This window comes from Chroococcidiopsis sp. TS-821 (genome assembly GCF_002939305.1).
GTDB lineage: Bacteria > Cyanobacteriota > Cyanobacteriia > Cyanobacteriales > Chroococcidiopsidaceae > Chroogloeocystis.
Genome location: NZ_MVDI01000008.1, coordinates 121,014 through 145,742 on the forward strand (window position 1 = coordinate 121,014; position 24,729 = coordinate 145,742).

Genomic DNA, 24,729 nt, shown 5'->3' on the forward strand with positions numbered 1-24,729 from the left:
CCAACATAATTGATATTTTAGCGTGAGACACATTTTAGGATTAGCGTTATTAAGTTTTGTCATGGCGTCTGCGCCAGCTTGGGCGAATCAATCGCTTTCGGTAGTGTATCCACCCAACGAGCATCAAACCACATCCGATCGCATTTTCTTAATTGGAACCGCACCGCCAGACGGGGAAGTATTCATCAATGGTCAGGCGATCGCGCGCAGTCGCGCCGGACATTTTGCTCCGAGTTTTCCTTTACAAGTGGGCGATAATGTGTTTACGCTGCGCTACCAAAATCAACAACTTCAAATTAAAGTGACGCGCCTATCCACAACGCCAAAAATTCCAGTCGGATTAGCATTTGCGGAAGATTCTCTGACTCCAGCAGTCGATATCGCGCGATTACCAGGAGAATTAGTTTGTTTCGGGGCGATCGCTCCTCCTAATGCTACGGTAGCAGTCCAACTGGCGAATCAGAAAGTTCCCCTACTGCCACAACCACAAGTTCTTCAGTTACCACCTAACTCTGCCGCGTTAACGCAACAAAATCAACCGACAGTTTCAGATACCGGAAAGTATCAAGGCTGTACTACGTTACCAGCTTTGGGTACTGACGCAGCGATCGCCAATTCGATTCAACCGCAGTTTCAGCTAACAGTTGATGGTAAAACGACAACGCAACTCAGTCCTGGTAAAATCTCAATTTTGTCTCCTGCGCAGCTAGAAGTTGCTGAAGTAGTTGCGGATGCTGGTGTCGCGCGTACAGGTCCTGGTACCGATTACTCGCGTTTGACACCGTTACCAAAAGGAACCCGCGCGAGTATTACCGCCAAAGAAGGTGAATGGTTACGTCTCGATTACGGCGGTTGGATTAACGCCAAAGAAACAAGCATAATTCCTGGTGTTGTTCCCCCGCGATCGCTAATTCGCAGTGTCAGCGCCCGTCAAGTTGCAGGTGCAACCGAGATTGTCTTCCCGTTGCAAGTTCCCGTACCCGTAAGCGTCCAGCAAGGCGATCGCGCGCTCACTCTCACGCTCTACAATACCACCGCCCAAACTGACGTTATTCGCTTGGATGACGATCCGCTAATTTCGCGTCTAGATTGGCAACAGACCGCGCCAGAACAAGTGCAATACACCTTTAACCTCAAATCTGCCCAACAGTGGGGATATAGGCTGCGCTACGACGGTACAAGCTTAATCTTAACTTTACGGCATCCTCCTGTAAGTCAGGCTAAGCAGAACGCTTTACCTTTAGCAGGAATTAAAATTCTTCTCGATCCAGGACATGGAGGCGCGGAATTAGGTGCGAAAGGACCAACAGGATATCCTGAAAAAGAAATTAATTTGGCGATTTCGAAATTAGTGCGCGATCAACTAGTAGCGCGGGGTGCAACCGTATACATGACGCGCGAGGAAGACATCGAATTGTCATTAGGCGATCGCGTTGCGATGATAGATAAATTAGAACCAGCGATCGCGCTTTCACTGCACTACAACGCGCTACCTGACGGTGGCGATGCGATGAATACGCAAGGATTTGGAGCATTTTGGTATCATCCCCAAGCCCACAATCTCGCGGTATTTTTACATAATTACGTCGTTAATAAACTGCGCCGTCCTTCGTATGGAGTGTACTGGAATAATTTAGCACTTACGCGTCCCACATCAGCCCCTTCGATACTACTCGAATTAGGATTTATGATCAATCCCACTGAGTTTGAATGGATAGTCGATCCGCAAGCACAAAGAAACTTAGCTGCGGCGATCGCTGAAGGGATTACCGAATGGTTTCGTGAGGTTCAATAGCATCGCGATTAAAATGATTGGACAATGGGTAACAGGTAATAGGTAATCGCCATTCTACTTGATACTCTTATTACCATTTACCAATTACCCGTCTTAAATTTATTTGAATTTTTACTACCTATACATATGGTTTCAACGTCAGCGTTAGCCGAACAAAGAGTTGTTTTAAGAAATATTAGTTGGCAAACATTCACAACCATGCTTGACGAGATGGGTGAAGAACGAGCAACGCGCGTGGCTTATATTGATGGAATGTTAGAGATTATGACTCCTTTAGGAGAACATGAAAATACAAACCGATTTATTGAGCGACTGATTCACGCATTAGCTGAAGAAATGAATTTGAATATCAAAAGTTTTGGCTCCCTGACACTCAAGCGCGAAAATATGAAACGTGGTGCTGAGCCTGACTCTTGTTACTATATTCAAAACGAGCCGCGTGTTAGAAATAAACGCAATATCGATCTAAATAGCGATCCGCCGCCTGATTTGGTTCTCGAAATTGATATTACAAGTAGTTCGATTGATAAACGCCCAATTTATGCTGCTGTGGGCGTACCAGAGATTTGGCGATATGATGGGCGATCGCTTCAGGTTTTCTTATTATCTCAGTTTGATTCAAGCTACACGCCTACGCAACAAAGTCCGACGTTTCCTATACTTGATTTGAATTTAGTTCCACAGCTTATGGCACAAAGTCTAGTTGACGGCGAAACTCAAACGCTGCACTTGTTTCGGAAGTGGGTACGGCAGCAGTTATCGTCTAAGTAAGAATAGAAAATTATAAATTACGAGTACGTTGTCGCAGTTGTTGGGGTAAGCTTCTGAACCACAACCCAAGCGGAAATTGATAAAACTCGATCGCCAACCAACCAACAATCGCTAAATGTGCGATGAAACCCAAGGTAGCCCATACATAAGGTAGCCAAGCTAAAGGCGTATCAGGAGTGGGAGGATGAATCAAAATTACTAGCCCAATTAAAGTAGGTGGAAGTAATACCAAGGCGATCGCTGCAAAAACGTACCCCCAACCAAACTCAACGCCTTCCAAACGCGCGCCGTCCCAACGTTTACCATTCCAGTTCCACAATAATGCTGGTTGGCGTGAAGGCATTTTGATTTGCTGTTTTTCTAAATCAACTTCGAAAATTTGCCGACATAAATTACACGCCATCGCGTCCATCAAGGGTAAAGCTGCAATTTGCCCCAAACGACAGACAGGACATGGATAAGAGTCGTGTAAATTTAAGGAATTCATGAAAAGATGTCAATGAAGTGAATTACACAATGCGATATTGCTTGACTGCGATCGCTTTCTCTCCCGAATTTGTAGCACTCATAACTGAACCACATACTTCTACCCTAGCTTGATAGACACTACTCGCGCTACCATTAGGTGCCGCGTACTCTAAACGAACTTCAGCCCAATCAGCATTCCACGGATCGTTAGCGGTATCTTGTGCCAAGATTTGCCCAAATTTATAGTAGTTTAACCAATTCCAACCATGTTGCATCCAAAGCTCTCGCTCTACTATTTGCTCAAATTTCGTTAGTCCTGTCCAACCTCGATAAAATCGTCGTAACTCGATAACTGGAGAATTGCGCAAAACAAGCGCGGGTAAAATTTGCGATTCCAGGTGTCCCCAAACTTGTCCTGTTGGGAAATCGATTAAGGTTGGTGCAAACTGATGTCCGCCAAAGTGCGAACAGCGCCAGACGCGCAGGTTTTCAGGCGTAGCAAATTCTTTCCGTAGCTTCTCATAAATCGGCGTACCAAATCGCGCGCAAGCGACGTCAATGTTTCCATGCGTGCAAACCAAGATTTCGCGAATATTTTGCGTTTGCTGGCGATACTTTTCCCAAAAATCCAGCGTTGTTCGCTGTAACAAAGCAGAAACTATCAGTTTCAGTTCGTCTTCTGGAACGAGAAATTCTTGTTTGTCAAATTGCGCAAAAAGTTGACTAGGGCGTTGATAACAAAATACGCGGGTATATCCTGGAATCGAATATTGGCGATCTGGTGCGATCGCGATCGCTGTCAGTTTTGTATTTCCCTCGCGAATTGCTTGAAACGCCGGACTCAATGGAGAATCGAGTATCAAGCACTCTTTGAGCCAAGGTAGTGGCAATTCTACAACGATCCAAGTATCAGTTGCTTTGGCACTCCCAATTGGATCTTCGCCATTCGCTTTGGAAACGACTGAGCAAAATTGACAATAGTTTGAAGCTGTCATAGATATAAGAATCAGGGGTAAGGTAATACTTTGCGTTTGTGTTATGTAGATTCATAGTTCTTCCTCTGCACCTCTGCTTCCTCTGCTTCCTTTAGCGCATTTGTTGCAGCTCATTGAGATATAATTCTGTACCAATTGGACCTGGCAAGCCGAGACAGGTGTACGCAGGAATGAAGTAAGTTCGTCCCGCTTGACTGGCGCGTAGCGATTGCGCGATCGCATTTTTTTCCCAACGCTGTTTTGCCATTTTCACCTGATGAGTTGCAAATTCATCAACTGTCGGCGTAAGCGCAAAGTCAAACCCCAGAATAATTACCGAGTCAGCTTGGTTAAGGCTTGGTAGTTCCTCCACACTCAGCGGTAAAGAATTTTGTTGCGCGGGATCGAAATTTGGCGGATAAACTAATTGAAAACCCAGTTCTTGAATCAACCCACTACACAGATTATCTGTAGAACTCACTAAGCGCATCTCGCTGGTACCAGCCGCAATCAGCATTAATACCCTAGGGTGAGAAGCAACAGTTGAAGCAAATTCTTGACGGGCTTCACTTATAGTTTGCTGCATTTGCGCAATAACTTGTTCTGCTTGTGGCGTGTCAATTGCTGTCGCGATCGCGCGTAAATTTGCTTCTGTATCGTACTGCTTTAAAAATAATGTCGGCGCAATTTTAGATAACGTCGCGTACAAATCAGCACTCAATTCTCGACTGACAATCAAATCAGGTTTCACCTTAACCAACGCTTCCAGCGAAGGACTAGCACTCCATCCTACATTGGCGATCGGATTTGTGATGCGATTTCCCAAGTAAGGAATTTGTTGCGGTGGGTTATCGTAATCGCCCTCAAAACGGACGTAATCGCCAAATCCTACAGGTTGGACATCTAACGCTAGTAACAATTCCAGCATATCGGGACCTAGCGCTACTAAGCGCTGAGGTTTTCCGCAAATCTCGGTTTCGCCTATTTGATGCGAGATTTGACGACAATCGCCAGTCATTGTTGCTAACTGCGAATTGCTAACAGAAGGGTTAACACCGCAAGACACAATGACAAAAGCAGTCAGTGCAGCCACAAGCAGCAATTGAACGTTCTTGTATCTAACCATTCTGCTATACAAACTCATAATTCTCCCCTGCTTCCTCTGCACCTCTGCGCCCTCTGCTTCTCTATTACTAAAACTCCACCGAGAACGAACCAATCACAGTAAACGGCGCACCAACTTGAATTCCACTCGTGCGAGCACCAGCATTAGAAGCCACAAAATAATTTACGTCGAAAATATTGCGGAAATTGAGCGCCACGCGGTAGCGATCGCGTTGATAAAATATCGCCGCATTTGTGAGGAAGTAATCGCCCAAATTGTATGTGTTTTCTAGATCGCCAAGACGATTTCCGACGTAATTGAATCCAACACCGAACCCTAAGCCTTGTAAGTCACCCGTTTGAAGTGTGTAGGTTGTCCACAAGCTTGCACTGTGTCTCGGAACATTCACTAACCGATTACCAGTAGGAATATCCGTATCTTGTGTTACTCTAGCATCGGTATAGGCGTATGCAGCAATAACGTTCCATCCAGGTAAAAGTTCTCCCGTTAAGTCGAGTTCAACTCCTTGGCTGCGTTGTTCGCCTGTCGCAACAGAAAAATCAGGATTCACGGGATCAGTTGTTGCTACATTCTGTTTTCTAATGTCGTAATACGCTAGTGTGGCAAATAACCCAGGATTGAGTTCTGCTTTGACACCAACTTCCCAGCCTTCGCCGCGTTCGGGTTCTAAGAAATCACCGGCGACTGTGGTGGCTGTATTGGGATTAAACGATCGCGAGTAACTACCATAAAGCGAAATTTCGGGAATCGGTTGATAAACTAACCCAACGCGTGGCGTAAAAGCATCATCACTTTGGGTAACTTCCGAACCTTCTTCATTTACAAAGCTAGGATTTTGTACGCGGCGTTGTTCTACGGTGTCATAGCGTATCCCTGCTAAGAGTTTCAAATTGTCAAATAAATCAATTTGATCTTGTAAGTACACTCCCAAGCGATTTTGGGCGGTGAAGTTATTAACTAGTACAGGTAATTCTGCGATATCAGGTCTAGGAGTTGCGCCATAGACGGGATCGAAGATATTTAGTGGAGAAATAGGCGGTGTAAATTGCCCAAAGAAGTTATCTGTTTGGCGGTTCAAATCTACACCAAAGAGCAATGTGTGACCGATCGTACCTGTTGTAAATTCACCAACAATATTCGTTTGCAGCGAGTACGTTTGAAAGTTTAAATCGCGAGTTTGAAACGAACGCAGCAAATCGCCTGTTTCCTCGTCAAAAATAGTCGGAAAATAAAAACTCGTAAAATATTGCTGGTCGAAATACCGAAACGCATTTACAAGTCGCCAGTTGTCATTAAAACGATGTTCTAGCGAATATCCCACATTAAAAAATGTTGTTTCACTTTCGTCAGCAGGTTCGTTTGTAATGCGATCGCGTGGAACGTCAACAACACCATCACCGAACGCTACTAAACCAAAATCTAGCGGTTGCTTATCGTAGGTTAAATCTAAATTAAATGTGATATCAGTGCGATCGTCAATTTCCCACGCTAAGACGGGTGCGAGGAAGAAGCGTTCGTAATTTTGGTCAAAACCGCGAAACCCACTATCATTTTGCAATAAGGCATTAAAGCGATAGCGCAAGTCACCATCAGTCGTCAGTGGACCGGTTAAATCAATTCGCGGACGGAAAAAGTTACGATTACCTACTTGAATTTCTGCTTCGTAAAACGGTTCTGCTAACGGCTGTTTGCTAACAACATTGATCGCCCCACCAGGTTGAAGATCGCCAAACAAGATAGAAGCGGGACCTTTAAGAACTTCAATTTGTTCTAAACCGGCGATTTCAGGAACTGCTCGCAAATTTCCATACTGGCGGAAACCATCGCGCAAGACCGGTGCATTAGGAAACCCGCGCACTGTAAAGTTTGTAAAGTTCCCAAACAAAGTATTGGAGGTAACGCTACTGACATTGCGCAGCGCTTCATCGAGTTGCGTCACTTGTTGCTCGCGCAATACTTGTTGTGGTACTACCTGGATCGATTGCGGAATATCGCGTAAAGGTGTCTCGGTACGAGTTCCTGTTACTGCATCGGGAACAAAGTATCCTTGTTGGAGTTGTTCTCCGGTTACGGTAATAACAATTTCTTCATCTTGTGCTTCGTTTAGACTGTAAACAACCTCACCTACACGTAGTGTTACGGCTTCTGTAGGTAATGCGCCATCCCCCACGACACTAACTTGAATGGTGGAAGGATCGAGTTGTGTCACGCGCACACTTGCAATTTCAGCGGTAGGATTGTTCGCAACAAATTCTGGAGTATCAGGAAGTGCTAAAACTGCATTGGGAATATCCGCAATCAGCGTGTTACCTTCAATCCGAAAAGTTTCAGGATCGACTGCAAGAATTTCGTCTTGAGTTTCTAAGACAATTTCTAACCCTTGATCTGTAGTTAGTAGCTGTACATTTGTGACTTGTACGGGCGATTCATTTTCTGTTTCTTCAATAATTTGCGCTAACCACTCTTTAACCGTTGTCGCAGGAGATTGAGAATGCGATCGCGTTTTTTCTACAGTTTGTGCTTGAGCAATTTGAGCTACTAATACCGATAAGATACTTGCGATTGTCAACGCAAGCGATCGCTGCAAAGATTTCATAGATTTCCTTACACGCCAACTGACGTCTATAAAAACGAAAAGAATAATGTTGAGATTAATGAATTTGCTTGAGACGCTACACTATCTAGCCAGCATCATTTCTAAGAGTATAAAAATTTACTCAAAATTAAAAAAACCATAATTATACTGAAAATCTTTTAGTTTTAGCTATTTGGATTCTACAGAACACCGAACTGGGATCCTATCTTCGGTGATGACACAATAAACTAGTTGCACAACACATTCCACATTCATAGCCAATACGCCGTAGCACATCAAAGTTTAACTGTTGAAAGGTTTTGTCAACAGTCCTAGTTAAGATTAAAATGCTAGTTGCGTAAAGTCAACACTCAATCTTGTTTTGTACTGCATAATTTCTGAAAATGAGTTGACGAAGAAAGATGTAACGTTACAGATTATAGAGTATACATTATATGTTGAAGTGGTTTACATTTTTTCATAATGAATACTGCCTTAGAGGGCTGAAATTCGCTTGCGAAAAATTAGTACATGATATAAGCTCTTTGTAGCTTAATAGAAATCTTTTTTGATAAATTCCATGACTAATTGTTTAGTCGATGCGAGTGATTAAGACGACTAAGTAGGTAATGAGGCGATCGCCCCAGCTACAGAAACGCAGCATTGGTACAAACAAAAGCATTTACCCAAATCAAATTGAACTAACGCACGTCAACTTTCGTTTGCATCCAGAGGTATTTGATTGGATAGGTTAAAGGTAATGGATACGCTCAAAGCGATTCTGGTTGATTTCGGTATTCCAGAATCTGCAATCCGTGAAGACACATTGTTATACGGACACTTACAGCTTGACTCGGTTGAGACAGTCAGACTTGCTCTAGAACTAAAGCGCCGCGTTGGTATCGATTTGAAGTTGGGAACTCGTAACGATATCACTTTGGGTGAAATTTGCCATCAAATTGCAGCGATGTTACCTGCTCAATCATCGTAATTTGTAAGGAAATTTGAAAAAAGATGGAAAGTGTTTCTGCATTACCGAAAATCTTTAACGTAGCAGCTTATTTTCTAGACTTGGCGCAGCAACGCGGTGAAAGGATTGCCTTTTATTACCAGGATCAATCCTATACGTATGCTCAAGTGCGCACTTGGGTGCAACGGATGGCAAAACTCCTTGCTGAACTAGGGCTAGAACGTGAAAACCGCATCGCGATTCTTTTACCGGATACGCCCGAATTTGTCTTTACGTTTTGGGGTGCAATTTGGCTAGGAAGCTTACCAGTTCCCATCAATACAGCTTGCACAGCGGATGACATTCAATATATTTTGCAAGACTCGCGTGCCAAAATTTTGGTAACAACGCAAGCTTGGTTAAATAACCTAGGAAAGATTGAGTCGCCATTTTTGCAACATGTTCTGACGATCGACGGCGATCGCCCGTTAATGTCTTTAGCACAACAAAGCGATGCGATCGCTTGGGCAGAAACGTCACCGGAGGAACCCGCATTCTGGCTATACACCTCAGGAAGTACAGGGCGACCGAAAGGCGTAATTCACTTGCATCAAAGTATGGTTGTTTGTGCCGAACTCTATGGCAAGCAAGTTTTAGGCTTACGCGCAGACGATATTATCTACTCAGTAGCCAAGATGCCCTTTGCGTATGGGTTAGGGAATACATTGTATATGCCTATGGCAGTCGGTGCTGCTGCGATTCTTTCTGATGCGGCAAATGCGTTTGACGTTATCGCAGACATTGAAAAATATCGACCAACCATTTTGTTTGGTATTCCTGGAATTTACGCGGGTATTTTGGCTGTGCATGAAATTGCGCCGCTGAATTCATCATCACTGCGACTGTGTGTTTCTGCTGCGGAACAACTACCGAAAACGATTTGGTTGAAGTGGCAACAAACACACGGTATGGAGATTTGCGAAGGAATTGGCACGACAGAGTTGTTGCACATTTTTCTATCAAACACCCCTAATGCGTGTCATCCAGGAACTTCAGGACGCCCAGTTCCAGGCTATGACGTTCAAGTCGTTGACGAACAAGGAGTTCCCACACAACCTGGTGAAATTGGGTACTTACAAGTGAGCGGCGAAAGTTTGATGTTAGGGTACTGGAATCGTTTGCGCGAAACTCGCAACGCGCTTTACGGAACAACGATGCAAACCGGAGATAAGTACGTCCGCGATGCAGATGGTTATTTTCGGTTTATGGGACGCAAAGACGACTTTTTTAAGGTTAATGGGATGTGGGTGTCGCCGTTTGAAGTTGAGGATGTGTTACTTCAGCACGAAAGTGTATTAGATGCGGCTGTTGTTCCAGAAGTGCAGAACGAGCAATTAACTCAGGTCACTGCTTACGTCAGTCTCAAAGCCGGTTATGAAGCTTCCCATGATTTAGAAAACAGCATTCGCCAGCTGCTGAAGGCGCATTTGCAGTCGTTTAAAGTACCTAAAAGCATTCATTTTCTCAAAACGATACCGCGCACGCCGACTGGGAAAGTGCATCGTCAAGCATTACTGAAAAACACATTAGTTGAAGTTTGAATCTTAATTACCTTAGGTATTGATCTATGTATCAGGTCGTCAGCGATCCGCTAGTTTACCATGAGTTGTTTGTTCCTGTACAAAAAGATCCGCAATGCTTGTTGCAAACGTTGTTGAGTCTTGGGCTTTCCAGTTATATGCTGTACCAAAGCGAGCAGGAAACGCGTATTGCTGGTAATGCTTTGTGCAGTATTACTATTAGTAGCGATGCGGTTGTGTGCGATCGCTTCGGAAAAACTCAATCGCAACCGATAGGCGATCCACTCAAGCAAGTCGAGTCGATCCTCGCGTCTTTACCTATCGAAGATTGGACGGCGTACGGTTACATCAGTTTCGATCTCGCGCGTTTTTACTACCCCTATACGAAGGCGATCGCGCAGCCGTTACTTTATTTTGTGATTCCGGAAACCGAGTTACATATAACAGCGAAAGGTATCCGCATCCGCAGCGTTAAATCGCTAACCAAAATTCTCGAAGCTTTGTCAGTTGATAATTCAACGCAAAACTATACAGCGACGCCACTAGAAGTTGATTTTAGCGATCGCGCGCACTATCAAACGCAAGTGGGCAAATTAATTCAAGCGATTCAAGCAGGAGATTTGCACAAAGCCATTCTGTCGCGATCGGTGCAAGTTCAAGGTGAGATGGATGTGCTAGGAACGTATTGTTTAGGCGCGCAAAGCAATAACAGCGCGCGATCGTATTGTTTTGAGTTCGACAACGTCCGCGCTGTGGGTTTTAGCCCTGAAATTTTGATGAAAGTCGATGGCGATCGCATTATTACCAATCCTCTCGCTGGAACTCGACCCCGTGCTGAAAACGCGCAACACGATCAAAAGTTATATCGCGAGTTGTTTACCGATGCCAAAGAAGTCAAAGAACACGCGCTTTCTATTTGGCTAGCACAAGCAGAAATGGCGGCGTTTTGTTCGCCAGATACGGTGCAAGTTTACGATTTTATGCAAGTGAAACAATATCGCTGCGTGCAACACCTATCATCACGAGTGGGCGGTCAACTCAAAGCAGGAAAAACACTTTGGGATGCTTTAAAAGTTTTGTTTCCTGGAATTACGGTGTCAGGTATTGATAAATATCGCGCCTTGAAATGGATTGACGCTTTGGAAGCCGAACCAAGGGGAATTTATGCTGGGGGTATTGGTTGGGTAAATAGTCGTGGAATGGCAGATATTGCGATCGCAATTCGTTCGGTTTACCAATACGGTCATACAATTCATTTCAACGCTGGTGCGGGAATTGTCGCCGAGTCGATACCAGAAAATGAATATTTAGAGTCGGTTAATAAGATGAATACGATGTTGAGCAATCTAGTTTTGCGATCGCGTGGTTGATAGAAAGTAGAGGACGCAGAGGACGCAGAGGACGCAGAGGGGCAGAGGACGCAGAGGACGCAGAGGGGCAGAGGACGCAGAGGGGCAGAGGAGAATAAAGAATTAGGAATGAGATTTTGTTTCTTCGCGATCGCGATCGTAGTCAGGTAACAGATCTTCGGCGTTGCGTAGCGTGGGAAATGCAAAACCGCCCACACCGATCAAAACCATACAAAGTGAGATCGTAATGTACAACAAGGCAATGCCAGCGCCGGAACCTGTTCCTACTAGCGGTGCAAATATCGACGCTATCCACCCTCCTGAAGTCATTGTCAGTTCCAATTGGTCAGCTAAAGGTCCTGCGACTAAACTTGCAACTGCACCCACAATTAAACCAATGGTGTGCGCAGCGGCTAAAACTCGCCCCTGAATATCTGGTTTAACCTTGGCATACCACACTGCATAACTCGAACTATACACGAGCGGAATATTCAACGCCGCAAAGAACTGCGCGCCAATCCATATACTCGGTACGCGCCCTAATCCTAAGACAATACTACCCACGCCAGTGCCCACAAACCCCAGCAACATCCCGCGTACTTGGCGCTGAAAGCCACCAAAAATGCTTAAACCCACTGCCCCAACAACACCGCCGATACCCGCTGCAATGACAACTGTACTTAATACCTGCGCACTTCCACCTGTGCGTGCCAGAATCAATGGCTGATACAAGGTTTCGCTCATGTGGTAGGTAAATAAAAATAAGCAGAAAACGATTGTCATTGCTTGTAGGCTAGGTCTAGCTAAGATATAGCGGATACCCCATGTCAGTTGTTTCCAAATTGTTTTACTTGTCAGTGTTGTGGCTTCTAAATCAAACGTTTGGGGAATATGGATTAAAAATACGGTAAAGATTCCCACCGCAAATGTGGCAATATCAATCGCAATGATGCCGAGTAAACCGACTGTGGGATACAAAAGACCAACTAAAGCTGGCGCAATAATTGCAGAACTATAGTTGACGAGAGTCTTCAGACTGGTGACGCGGGCGTAGTGCTGCTTGGGCACAATTGATGAAATTGATGCAGTAAAAGCTAAGGTTTGAATTTGTCCGCAGCAGCCGTAGGCGATCGCTAAACTATAAAGATGCCAAAGTTGCAAAGTTTGGGTGGAGTACAATAGCCCAATCAAAAGCGTACACAGCGCCACAACTACATCGCTGAAAATCATTAAGTACTTGCGACTGAAGCGATCGATAATTAAACCTGCAAACAGCGCAATCAAGATTTGCGGTAGCTGAAAGAAGAAACTAATCAGCGCGATCGCTGTTGTCTCTTGTGTTGCTTGCCAAATCCAAATTGTGAGCGCAAATTGGGTCATTTCCGTCCCAATCGCAGATGCCATCTGCCCGCTCCAGAGAATTGTGAAGGTACGCACGGTTATATTGTTGGGGTTTAAGGATTGTTATTTGGAGTTAAGCAGAGGGAGCAGAGGGAGCAGAGGAGCAGGGGAGAATTAATGAGCATAGTTTGTCGTAACTTTTTTAGACTGGTAGAGAATTGAGTGATGAAGAGAATTACAAATCGCTCAAGCAGCGATCGCACAACAATTGCATTCGCAGTATATAATACTTGAGAACTATTGCTACTATTTTGCAGTAAATTTTTCTAAAGTTCTTGCTGAAACATTTAAAAAATGCTGATATTGAAAACAAATTACTGCCTTAGTCGCTGGAATGTAGGCAGGAGTTAATTCTATAACACAATTCTTTAACTTAGAGTTTGCAAATTTTTTTCATCTTGGCTTGTATCAGAGAAAAACCTGTGATAGTGTTAAATAGCTTTTTGAGAATATTAATCAACAAGAGTTTCGACTCTTTAAGAGCTTGCTATGACAACGCCATCGGTCGGTATTCGCTCACTGGCAATTAGCTTTCCCCAAACAACTCGCACCAACGACTATTGGTTGGCAAAATTTCCGCAATTAGGCAATCAAACACAACGACAAGCTAGGCTACCGCAGCTTACATCAAGCGAAAATGGGCTTGATATCTGGTTACAAGAAGTCGCTCCATATCTTAGCGATCCTTTTCGGGGTAGCGTTGGGCGGCGCGTGTTGGCGAGTAACGAATCGTCACTGACGCTAGAATGTCGTGCAGCACAAGCAGCACTTTCATCAGCGCAACTGACAGCAGATGAAGTTGATTTAGCGATCGTTGCTTCACTCTTTCCCGATACAGTAGGTCCAGGATTAGCGGCTTTGCTAGCAAGGGAACTAGGATTGCGTTGCCCTGCTTGGAATTTAGAATCGACTTGCGCAAGTGCGTTGATTGCGTTGCAAACGGCTCAAGCATTCATTCAGACTGGAGTTTATCATCGTGTCTTAATCGTTGTCTCGCATATTGGTTCGCGTTGTGTCAACGACGAAGATACGCTTTCATGGTCGATGGGTGACGGTGCGGGAGCATTTATTGTAGGCTCTGTCAAACCAAATCAAGGCATTCTCAGTACCAAAATTGTATCGACATCTACAACGTATGGAGCGTACGTACATGAATTAGTCGTTGATGCCCAAGGTAAACCGCGTATTCAAACTCGTACAGGCGAAAACGCGAGTAGCTTAGCCGAAACTGCGGTTGATTGTATCCGCCATTGCTGTCAAGAAGCAGTCAAAGCCGCAGGCGTAAGTCTCGATCAAATTAGCGTGTTTGCTGTCAATACACCAACTGCCTGGTATGCAAGCGTCTGTGCCAAAGCCCTTGGTATTGATCCGCAGCGCGTGATGAATCTTTACCCGCTGTACGCAAATATAGGTCCAGTATACTCGGTTGCTAATCTTTATCACGCTGTTACCACAGGTAAGCTTGGTAAAGATGATTTGGTATTGGTATACGCTAACGGTGCTGGGGCGACAGCTGCGGCGACTGTTATGCGTTGGGGAGATGTTGCTATAAGTTCAACAGATGATTCATCAACAATTGCACAGCAAGCGACATCAGTGGTAGCAACACCGCCGCATGTGGATCCTGTGCGATTACCAGCTGCTGTTAACCCAGAAGAACGCTATGCGTTTTTGGAAGCTTATCTGTGCGAGTGGCTAGCACACTCTACCCAGCGTGCGTCGGCTCAACTTCATTCTCACGTATTGTTGAGTACATTGCTTGATTCTTTACTAGCGATCGCCTTGCGCAGTCGCATTGAAAGTGATTTAAAAGTGCGAGTTCCGATGGAAAAATTCTTTGGAGAGACAACGATCGCCGATCTCGTAAAATTTTTGTGCGATCAATTAGTCGTGACAGAAATTGTGAACTCCAAAACGGCAACTTCAACCTCAGCGCGGGAAATTGTGCATTTGTAACACAGGCGTAGCCTTTCCATAGGGCAGAACATTAAGCACGCAAAGAAATAAGAACTTTAGAGAGATTTTGCGTTAGTCTTGTCATTTTTAAAAACTTAATTACTACTGTGTCTTTACATAGATCGACCTGGCGAGCGTGCCTTTGTCTTTCAGAACTAAGTCTCCACTGGAAGATTTATACGATTTCACTAAATAAGAACTACTATTAATTTCTCCCTCTGCCCCTCTGCTTCCTCTGCTTCCTCTGCTTCCTCTGCCCCTCTGCTTCCTCTGCTTCCTCTGCCCCTCTGCTTCCTCTGCCCCTCTGCTTCCTCTGCCCCTCTGCTTCCTCTGCTCCCTATTTATAGCAACTTCAAAGCGAAACGATCTTAAGGGCTGCTCAGAATTTAGCTATTCATTGTGCAAAAATATGAACAATTTGCATTCACTGCTGAACTTACTAGCAAACAGCGACATTAAATTATCAGTTGATGGAGATGCATTGCGCGTTGATGCTCCGCAAGGGAAATTGACGGCAGAATTACGCGATTTACTCGTGCAACACAAAGCTGAACTGCTCGCACTGTTGCAGCAACATAATAGCAGTACACTTGTGAATGATTTGCCAGCGATCGCGCCCGCGCCAGAGTTACGTTATGAACCGTTTCCCTTGACTGATATGCAACACGCCTTTTGGATCGGGCGCAGTGGCGTGTTAGAACTCGGTCATGTCTCCAATCACGGTTATTACGAAATTGAAGGTCACAATCTTGATGTAGCGCGACTCAACACCGCGTTGCAACGATTAATTGCGCGACACGATATGCTGCGGGCTATTGTGCTACCTGACGGACAACAGCAAATTCTTAAAGATGTACCGCCTTATCAACTCAAAGTTTTGAACTTAAGAGGACAAGATCGAGAAACTGTTGCGACGCAGCTAGAAGCAATTCGTCAAGAAATGTCGCATCAAGTTTTACCCGCCGATCGATTTCCGCTGTTTGACTTTCGCGCAACGTGCTTAGATGGCGATAAAGTTCGGTTACACATTAGCTACGATCTCCTTGTGTTTGACGCTTGGAGTTTGTTTCGTTTATTTGAAGAATGGTTTGAGCTTTATCAAAATCCTGAATGCACTTTGCCACCGTTGGAACTTTCGTTTCGCGATTATGTTCTGGCTGAGCAATCACTTGTGCAAACACAACTTTATCAACGATCGCAATTCTTTTGGCTCAACCGCATCGACAAGTTACCACCTGCACCCAGCTTACCTTTAGCTAAAAACCCGAAAGAACTCAAACAACACCGTTGCCAACGCTACAACGCGCGCATGGAAGCCTCAGACTGGCAACAACTCAAACAAAAAGCCACAAACTTTGGTCTGACGCCAACAGGAGCCTTACTTGCGGCGTTTGCCGAAATTTTAACGCTGTGGAGTAGCCCGCAATTTACGCTGAATTTAGCATTGTTTAATCGCTTGCCGATGCATCCGCAAGTGAATAATATCTTGGGCGACTTCACGTCGGTAACACTTTTAGCCGTCGATAACTCAAAGCATGAATCATTTCGCGATCGCGCATTGCAAATTCAAAAGCAACTTTGGCAAGACTTAGAACATCGTTACTTTAGTGGCGTGCGCGTCACCCGCGAACTCACACGCCGACAAGGTGGCACACCGAATGCATTGCCAGTCATTTTTACAAGTACGTTGGGTTTTGCTGGAATTGGGCAGGAAACATTAACTTTTAGTCATTTTGGCGAGTTGGTTTACGGTATTAGCCAAGCCTCACAAGCGTGGATTGATGTCCAAGTTTGGGAAGAAAAAGACACCTTGACTTTCAACTGGGATGTCGTCGAAGGTTTATTTCCTGATGGGTTAATCGCCGATATGTTTGCGACGTACAGCCGCTTTCTGCAACAACTGGCAAATTCTGAAGCCGCTTGGTACGAGACAACCCGCGAACTTCCGCCACATCAATTAGCGCAACGCAATGCCATCAACGCCACCGATGCACCGATTCCAGATGTGCTGTTGCACGAACTATTTATCAATCAAGTTCGCCAAAACCCCGATCGCCCAGCGGTGATTGCGTCGCAACGAACGCTGAGTTATCAAGAATTATGCGATCGCGCAAATCACATTGCGCATCAATTGCGTTCTTCTGGCGCTGTTCCCAATCAGCTAATTGGCATTGTCATGGATAAAGGATGGGAACAAATCGTTGCCGTCATGGGCATTTTAATGGCTGGCGCTGCTTACGTTCCGATCGATCCTAAATTACCAGCAGAACGCTTGGCGTATCTCCTCAAAAACAGCGAAGTCAAAATCGTGCTGACGCAATCGTGGTTGGATGAGAAATTACCTTGGCTGGAAGGCATTCAGCGGTTGTGCGTAGATGATGCACTTGTTCATCATCAGGAAGTACTCGCATCAGTTCAAACACCCGACGATCTCGCGTATGTCATCTATACTTCTGGTTCGACAGGCTTGCCCAAAGGCGTGATGATTACGCACCGCAATGTAGCGAATGTGGTAGTTTACACGAATCAACGATTTGGGATAAATGCAAGCGATCGCATTCTCGCATTAACCGCACTCAATCACGACTTATCGGTATATGACATTTTTGGTTTACTCAGTGCTGGCGGCGCGCTTGTGATTCCTGATGCGTGTTTAGTTAAAGATCCGCACCACTGGGCAAAGTTAATTCAACGCGAACAAGTGACGTTGTGGAACTCGGTTCCGGCGATGATGGAAATGTTGGTAAATAGCTTAGGCGATTTTTCAGCAACGCTTTCGAGTTTGCGCTTGGCAATTTTAGGCGGCGATTGGCTACCAGTTTCGCTGCCTAACCGCCTTAAAGCGATCGTACCCGATATTAAATTATTGAGCATTGGTGGACCAACCGAAACGACGATTTGGAATATTGGCTATGAAGTAAATGCGGTCGATCCGAGTTGGAAAAGCATTCCTTACGGTCAGCCGATGACTAATACGAAATACTACATACTAAACGAAGCCTTAGAAGATTGTCCCGTTTGGGTGCCAGGAGAAATGTATTGTGCAGGCGTGCAACTTGCCAAAGGCTACTGGAAAGACGAACAAAAGACAAAGGCTCACTTTATCGCGCATCCACGCACAGGCGAACGACTTTATCGTACTGGCGATCTTGGTCGCTATTTACCCGATGGCAACATTGAATTTTTAGGGCGAGTTGATTTTCAAATCAAAATCCGCGGCTATCGTATCGAAGCTGGAGAAATTGAGGCGGCGTTGATGCAACATTCAGGGGTCAAAGCTGCGGTTGTCAAAGCTGTAGATGCAGCGCGTTTGGTTGCCTATGTCGTACCCCATACAACACCACCAACAGTTGACGAACTCAGTCAGTTTTTGAGCAACAAACTGCCAGATTATATGATACCTGCGGTGTTTCTTTTTCTCGATGCACTGCCACTATCAGCAAATGGCAAAATTGACCGCAAGGCACTACCAACGCCAGATGTCGCCTCATCAACGCGAAGGACGTATGCGGCTCCCCAAACCGAAATTGAGCAGGCGATCGCCACTGTGTTTCAAGAGGTATTATCACTCGACAAGGTAGGAGTCACTGATAACTTTTTTGACCTGGGTGCTAACTCTTTATTAATCACAACAATCTACAGAAAGCTAGCAACAGTTTTACCAACAGAAATTCAATCAATTTCAATTATTGATTTATTTAACTACCCCACAATTAGAACTTTAGCTCAGCGATTAAATCAATCGCAGAAAACTGATGAAAATGAGCGACGCAATCATGCATCGCAAAAATTAATTCAAGGTAAAAATCGAATTAAACAAAAGTTTGAAAAATCAAGAATTTCAAAATAAATGAGCTTGGCGAATGAATCCGCAGCTAAACGAACAAAATCCACCTGCGTGGAATTAAGATTCAGAGTTTGATTGTGGCGTGCCTGCCTACATGCCTCTATATTCCCGACTTCAGTCGGAGGATCTTATATCATCATTGCGAGAAAGCAACATGAGCAATCAAAATGGTTTAGAAATTGCAGTTATTGGCTTATCTGGAAGGTTTCCAGGGAGCAAGAATATTGAAGAATTTTGGAACAATTTAGCAGCAGGAATTGAATTAATTTCTACTTTTACAGACGATACACAACCTGCAAATGCGATCGCTAAAGTTGGTGGCGTGTTATCAGACGTCGATCAATTTGATGCGGCATTTTTTGGTTTTAATCCCCGCGAAGCGGAAGCAATGGACCCGCAACATCGCCTCTTTTTAGAATGTGCTTGGGAAGCACTCGAAAATGCTGGTTACAGTACCGATGCGGATAAATCGATTGGCGTGTTTGCTGGCGTAGGGATGGGAACGTACCTGTTGTATAACCTCAGCCCCAACCAGGAATTCATGGCATCGCGAGGTTTTTTGCAAACATTAGTGGGAGTTGATAAAGATTACTTACCTACGCGAGTTTCCTACAAATTAAATCTCACAGGACCAAGCATAAGTGTCGGGACAGCGTGTTCAAGTTCGTTAGTCGCGGTGCATTTGGCGTGTCAAAGTCTACTCAGTGGCGAATGCGATATGGCTTTAGCGGCGGGAGTTGCTGTTAAAGTACCGCAAAACGAATTAACGTTATCTCCCGATGAAATTGCTTCTCCTGATGGGCATTGTCGCGCGTTTGACTGTCGGGCAAATGGTACAGTTGGCGGCAATGGCGTTGGAGTCGTTGTTTTGAAGCGGCTTGAAGATGCGATCGCCGATCGCGACTGTATTTATGCTGTCATCAAAGGTTCTGCAATTAATAACGACGGCGCGCTGAAAGTAGGCTACACCGCACCGAGTGAGGCGGGGCAAACACGCGCGATCCGCACGGCGCAAATGATTGCTGAAGTGGAACCGGAAACGATTTCCTACATGGAAACGCACGGTACAGGAACAACATTAGGCGATCCGATTGAAATTGCCGCAATGACGCAAGCGTTTCGCGAGTCAACAAACCAAAAACAGTTTTGCGCGATCGGTTCAGTGAAAACGAATATCGGACATCTCGACGCCGCAGCAGGAATTGCAGGTTTAATTAAAACGATTCTGGCACTGTATCACCAGCAAATTCCCCCTAGTCTTAACTTTGAGACTCCCAATCCGCAGATTAATTTTGCCGAAAGTCCGTTTTACGTCAATACTCAGTTGCGCGAGTGGAAATCTAACGGCAATCCCCGTCGTGCGGGAGTCAGTTCGTTTGGGTTCGGTGGTACAAACGCCCATGTCGTACTAGAAGAAGCTCCTGTTTTACCCAAACAGACAACTCAGGGATATCAACTTTTAACGTTATCGGCTAAAACAGCGACAGCGTTAACGCAAGCAACGCTGAATCTGCGCGATCGCCTTCGTCAATCACCTGAAATCAATTTAGCTGATGTTGCTTATACGCTGCAAATCGGTCGTCGCTCTTTCGATTATCGGCGGATGGTTGTCGCGCAAACTGTAGAAGAAGCAATTCAAGCACTCGACGATCCGCAGCGGATTGTTACAGGTTATACGCAAGCAAGCGATCGCGCTGTCATTTTTATGTTTCCTGGACAAGGTTCGCAATACGTCAACATGGCGCGGGAACTTTACAACAGCGAACCGTTGTTTCAAGCTGAATGCGATCGCCAATTTGCTATCCTTGCGCAACACAATATAGATTTACGTCAAGTCATCTATCCTACTACGGCAGAAGCTCAAACAACGCAACTAGGGCAAACTGCCTTTACTCAACCTGCACTCTTTGTCATTGAGTATGCACTAGCAAAACTGTGGATGTCTTGGGGCGTACAACCGAGGGCGATGATTGGACACAGTATTGGCGAATATGTCGCGGCGTGTCTTGCTGGAGTTTTTTCACTCGAAGATGCGCTGAAATTGGTTGCAGTACGCGGACAACTGATGCAGCAACAGCCTCCTGGCGCAATGCTTGCTGTTCATTTATCTGCCCTAGATGTACAACCATTCTTACACGCATCACTCTCGCTGGCGGCGAGTAATAGCCCACACCTGTGCGTCGTTTCTGGAACAATTGAGGCAATCCAAAACCTAAAACGCGAATTAACTGCTAAGAAAATTGAGAGTCGCTTGTTGCATACTTCCCATGCGTTTCATTCAGCGATGATGGAAAGCGTTGTCACACCTTTCTTAAAACAGTTCGAGTCGATTCGCCTTAACCCGCCACAAATTCCGTTTATCTCAAACGTAACAGGTACGTGGATCGCAGCCACAGCTGCAAATCCACAATACTGGGCACAGCATTTGCGGCAAACAGTCCAATTTTCCCAAGGAATTGCTGAACTATTAAATCTCCCCGACCCGATTTTTCTAGAAGTTGGACCAGGCTCGACACTTAGCACTTTAACAAAACAACAAGCTGCACAAAGTGTTTTTGCGTCTTTACCGCATCCCAAGGCACAATCAGGCGATTGCGCTACGCGCAGCACCGGAGGCGATCGCGAATTTCTTTTGCAAACAGTAGGAAAACTTTGGCTAGAAGGTGTTGCGATCGATTGGGCTAGCTTCTACGCACGCCAGCAACGTCACCGCGTACCGCTACCGACGTATCCTTTTGAACGTCAGCGATATTGGATTGAACCACCCCAAGCATCGTCAAGCAGCGCTGTGGCGACACGTAAAACGGACATCGCCGACTGGTTTTATATCCCGTCGTGGAAGCGTTCGCCTATACCACAAATTATCAACAACAAGCAAAAGCAATGTTGGTTGATCTTTGCCGATCGCAACAACGTAGCCACAGCGATCGCCCAACGACTACAGCAACAAGAACATCAAGTTATTCTGGTGTATGCCGGTGAAAGTTATAGTCACCACGATAATGTTTACACGCTTCATCCAGGCGATCGCGAACACTATCAAACTCTAATTCAAGAAGTCCTTGCTCGCGACGAAGCCCCAATCATTGCGCATCTGTGGACGCTTGCAGAGCTTTCGTTTGACGAATCGCAAACGCTGGGATTTTACAGTTTACTTTATTTAGCGCAAGCTTTGGGACAACACCAAAGTCCGACAATTCCAATTCACGTTGTTTCAAGCAATATTCAAGAAGTTATTGGCACTGAGGAGATCCACCCTGCAAAAGCAACTGTACTCGGAGCGTGTCAAGTCATTGCGCAAGAATACGTTAATCTGACTTGTCGGCATATTGATGTTCTTCCTTCACCAGATATCAACCAAATGATTGCAGAAATGCGATCGCCTGCAACGGAACCTCAAGTTGCTTATCGCGGCAATTACCGTTGGATTCCTACCTACGAACCGCTGCGTTTAGAAACTGTTGAGCCAGCATTGCGGACTCAAGGCGTGTACCTGATTACCGGAGGACTAGGAGAAATCGGCTTAGCCGTTGCCGAATATCTTGCCCACACGGTTCAAGCCAAACTCGTATTAGTTAGCCGTTCACCGCTACCACCGCGTCAAGAGTGGGAACGCTGGTGCAAAGATGCACAAGACCCGATATCTGTCAAGCTCCAAAAAATTCAAGCCTTGGAAGCGATCGGCGCTGAAGTTCTCGTTTTAAGTGCTGACGTTGCCGATGCAACAGAAATGCAAGCTGTCATGACGCGCGTCGAGCAAACCTTCGGTCAAATTCACGGCATTTTTCATACCGCAGGTGTTGCAGGCGATGGCATCGTTCAACTCAAAACGGCTGAAACTGCGGCTAATGTGATGCGACCGAAAGTGCAAGGTACGCTGGTGCTGAGTCAATATCAACCGCTTGATTTTCTCGTGCTGTTCTCGTCGTTGAGTGCGATTCAAGGCGGTGTGGGACAAGTTGACTATTGTGCAGCAAACTGCTTTCTCGATGCCTTTGCGCGATCGCGCGCCCAACAACGCGTCATATCAATTAACTGGGATATGTGGCAAATCGGTATGGGAGCGCAAAAAATTGCTGAACTGCCCGATGCGCTCAAGCAAGAGCGTTTGGCAGCACTCAAGACAGGGATCGCTCCTCAAGAAGGAATCGAGGCATTACATCGCATTCTCCAAAGTCGTTGCAATCAAGTCATAGTCTCGCCGAAAGATTGGCAAACCAACCCCAAACAAGAGCGCATTGCAGTTGATACTTCAGTCAATACTGTTGATACACCATCAAATCATGCGCGATCGCTACCGACAACTTATATTGCTCCTAGCAACGAAATAGAGCAACAAATAGCGGCACTTTGGCAAGAACAACTCGGAATCGAACGCGTAGGAGTCAACGATAATTTCTTCGAGTTAGGCGGACATTCATTACTAGCAGTAAGAATCGTGTCGCGGTTGCGTGAATTATATTCCGTTGATTTGTCACTGCGGGTATTACTTTCAGAAGCACCTACTGTCGCAGGCTTAGCAAGTGCGATCGCTGCACAATTGCAACCAGATGACTCGGACGAAATGACTCGCCTCCTTGCCGAAATTGAAAATTTATCCCTCGATGAAGTGCAAGCGCAGTTGGCATCACAACAGAATTTGTAAACAAATTACCCACGATCAATTACCCATGAAATTCAGTTTGTTTTATTTTTCTGGTGATGGTTCGACCACCGACAACAACAAATATCGTTTGTTGATCGAAGGCGCAAAGTTTGCCGATCGCCACGATTTTGCTGGAATTTGGATTCCCGAACGCCATTTTGATGCCTTTGGCGGTTTGTATCCAAATCCGGCGGTAGCAGGCGCAGCGATCGCGATGGTGACGAAACGCATTCAAATTCGTTCGGGTAGCGTTGTCATGCCATTACAAGATCCCTTGCGCGTTGCCGAAGAATGGTCAATGGTTGATAATCTTTCGCAAGGTCGCGTTAGCCTTTCGTTTGCACCAGGTTGGCATCCGAATGATTTCGTTCTTTATCCAGAAAAGTACGCGCGCAAAAAAGAAATCATGTGGCGCGATATCCAAGTTGTGCAGCAGTTGTGGCAAGGAAACGCGATCGCCCGCACAGGTGGTAATGGCAAATATGTCAATATTCACACCTTTCCCAAGCCGATCCAATCTCGCCTTCCAATTTGGATTACGTCATTATCCGACGAAACATTTGTGGAAGCAGGTAAAATCGGTGCGAACATTCTCACCTCACCACTGTACCAAAGCCTCGACGAAATCTTAAACAAAGTATCGCTGTATCGGCGATCGCTCGCGCAACACGGTCGCGATCCGCAGCAGGGTAAAGTTGCATTGATGATTCATACATTTATTGGCAGCGATATTAATGTTGTCAAAGCAAAGGTGAAACAACCTTTTAAAAATTACTTGAAAACGCATTTCGACCTGGTTGTCAAATCGGCTGGCGACTTGCGATTTTCGATCGATCCGGAAACGCTGACGGCGCAAGATCTCGACGATCTACTCGAATTTAGCTTCGAGAGTTACTTTAACGGCAAAGTCTTGATGGGAACTCCTGAATATTGCCGCAAGATGATTGATAATCTGCAACACGCTGGCGTCGATGAAATTGCAGCGCTGATTGACTTCGGTGTCGATTTTGACTCAGTGATGGAAAGTCTTCAGGCATTGCAAAGTATCAAGCATCATTATGATTCAAGTTCGGCGGATTATGTAGCAGAGGGGCAGAGGAGCAGAGGAGCAGAGGAGCAGAGGAGCAGAGGAGCAGAGGAGCAGAGGGGCAGAGGAGCAGAGGGGCAGAGGGGCAGAGGAGCAGAGGAGCAGAGGGGCAGAGGAGCAGAGGAGAATAGGGAATTACAGATTACTATAGATGTCTCTTCATAGAGTCAAAAACGCGGGTTTAGTCATGCATATCGGTAAAAGGA

At 45.4% G+C, this 24,729-nt stretch carries 14 protein-coding genes; 9 read left to right on the forward strand and 5 right to left on the reverse strand.

Annotated features, from left to right (window positions below; genetic code table 11):
- Window positions 1-61: 61 nt before the first annotated feature.
- Window positions 62-1,795: an N-acetylmuramoyl-L-alanine amidase gene (locus B1A85_RS18300; protein ID WP_104548174.1), complete on the forward strand. Its 1,734-nt coding sequence runs from the start codon at window positions 62-64 to the stop codon at window positions 1,793-1,795.
- A gap of 126 nt (window positions 1,796-1,921) precedes the next feature.
- A complete protein-coding gene (locus B1A85_RS18305) occupies window positions 1,922-2,566 on the forward strand; it encodes a Uma2 family endonuclease (RefSeq protein WP_104548175.1) in 645 nt (214 codons plus the stop codon).
- A gap of 10 nt (window positions 2,567-2,576) precedes the next feature.
- On the opposite strand, the gene B1A85_RS18310 is transcribed toward B1A85_RS18305, so the two are convergent.
- From B1A85_RS18310 to B1A85_RS18325, 4 genes are all read right to left on the reverse strand, one after another.
- On the reverse strand, window positions 2,577-3,053 hold the full coding sequence (locus B1A85_RS18310) for a hypothetical protein (RefSeq protein ID WP_104548176.1): 477 nt from the start codon (window positions 3,051-3,053) through the stop codon (window positions 2,577-2,579).
- 22 nt (window positions 3,054-3,075) lie between these two features.
- Entirely contained in the window at window positions 3,076-4,029 is a 954-nt protein-coding gene (locus tag B1A85_RS18315; protein WP_104548177.1) for a sucrase ferredoxin, read from the reverse strand.
- Between the two features lie 91 nt (window positions 4,030-4,120).
- Entirely contained in the window at window positions 4,121-5,101 is a 981-nt protein-coding gene (locus B1A85_RS18320) for an iron-siderophore ABC transporter substrate-binding protein (RefSeq protein ID WP_210404563.1), read from the reverse strand.
- 100 nt (window positions 5,102-5,201) lie between these two features.
- The gene (locus B1A85_RS18325; protein WP_104548179.1) at window positions 5,202-7,730 is read right to left on the reverse strand and encodes a TonB-dependent siderophore receptor; all 2,529 of its coding nucleotides are present in this window, start codon (window positions 7,728-7,730) and stop codon (window positions 5,202-5,204) included.
- A 739-nt stretch (window positions 7,731-8,469) separates the two neighbouring features.
- On the opposite strand from B1A85_RS18325, the gene B1A85_RS18330 reads away from it, so the two are divergent.
- The 3 genes from B1A85_RS18330 to B1A85_RS18340 are packed head-to-tail and all read left to right on the forward strand — an operon-like array spanning window position 8,470 to window position 11,608.
- Window positions 8,470-8,700 carry an acyl carrier protein gene (locus B1A85_RS18330; RefSeq protein WP_104548180.1) on the forward strand — a complete coding sequence of 77 codons (231 nt, stop codon included), beginning with the start codon at window positions 8,470-8,472 and terminating at the stop codon, window positions 8,698-8,700.
- Between the two features lie 23 nt (window positions 8,701-8,723).
- Window positions 8,724-10,259, forward strand: coding sequence for a benzoate-CoA ligase family protein (locus tag B1A85_RS18335; RefSeq protein ID WP_104548181.1), 1,536 nt, complete (start codon window positions 8,724-8,726; stop codon window positions 10,257-10,259).
- 26 nt (window positions 10,260-10,285) lie between these two features.
- Window positions 10,286-11,608 carry a salicylate synthase gene (locus tag B1A85_RS18340; RefSeq protein WP_104548182.1) on the forward strand — a complete coding sequence of 441 codons (1,323 nt, stop codon included), beginning with the start codon at window positions 10,286-10,288 and terminating at the stop codon, window positions 11,606-11,608.
- Between the two features lie 102 nt (window positions 11,609-11,710).
- Here B1A85_RS18340 and B1A85_RS18345 read toward each other — a convergent pair whose 3' ends face one another.
- Window positions 11,711-13,024, reverse strand: coding sequence for an MFS transporter (locus tag B1A85_RS18345; RefSeq protein WP_104548183.1), 1,314 nt, complete (start codon window positions 13,022-13,024; stop codon window positions 11,711-11,713).
- A gap of 453 nt (window positions 13,025-13,477) precedes the next feature.
- Here B1A85_RS18345 and B1A85_RS18350 point away from each other — a divergent pair, with 453 nt between their 5' ends.
- The 4 genes from B1A85_RS18350 to B1A85_RS18365 all read left to right on the forward strand — a co-directional run bounded on the left by B1A85_RS18350 (window position 13,478) and on the right by B1A85_RS18365 (window position 24,688).
- Entirely contained in the window at window positions 13,478-14,944 is a 1,467-nt protein-coding gene (locus B1A85_RS18350) for a 3-oxoacyl-[acyl-carrier-protein] synthase III C-terminal domain-containing protein (protein WP_104548184.1), read from the forward strand.
- A 409-nt stretch (window positions 14,945-15,353) separates the two neighbouring features.
- Complete coding sequence (locus B1A85_RS18355) at window positions 15,354-18,794, forward strand: non-ribosomal peptide synthetase (protein ID WP_104548185.1); 3,441 nt, start codon at window positions 15,354-15,356, stop codon at window positions 18,792-18,794.
- Between the two features lie 151 nt (window positions 18,795-18,945).
- Window positions 18,946-23,436, forward strand: a complete 4,491-nt coding sequence (locus B1A85_RS18360) for a type I polyketide synthase (RefSeq protein ID WP_104548186.1) — start codon at window positions 18,946-18,948, stop codon at window positions 23,434-23,436.
- Between the two features lie 25 nt (window positions 23,437-23,461).
- Window positions 23,462-24,688 carry an LLM class flavin-dependent oxidoreductase gene (locus B1A85_RS18365; RefSeq protein ID WP_210404566.1) on the forward strand — a complete coding sequence of 409 codons (1,227 nt, stop codon included), beginning with the start codon at window positions 23,462-23,464 and terminating at the stop codon, window positions 24,686-24,688.
- Window positions 24,689-24,729 lie beyond the last annotated feature (41 nt).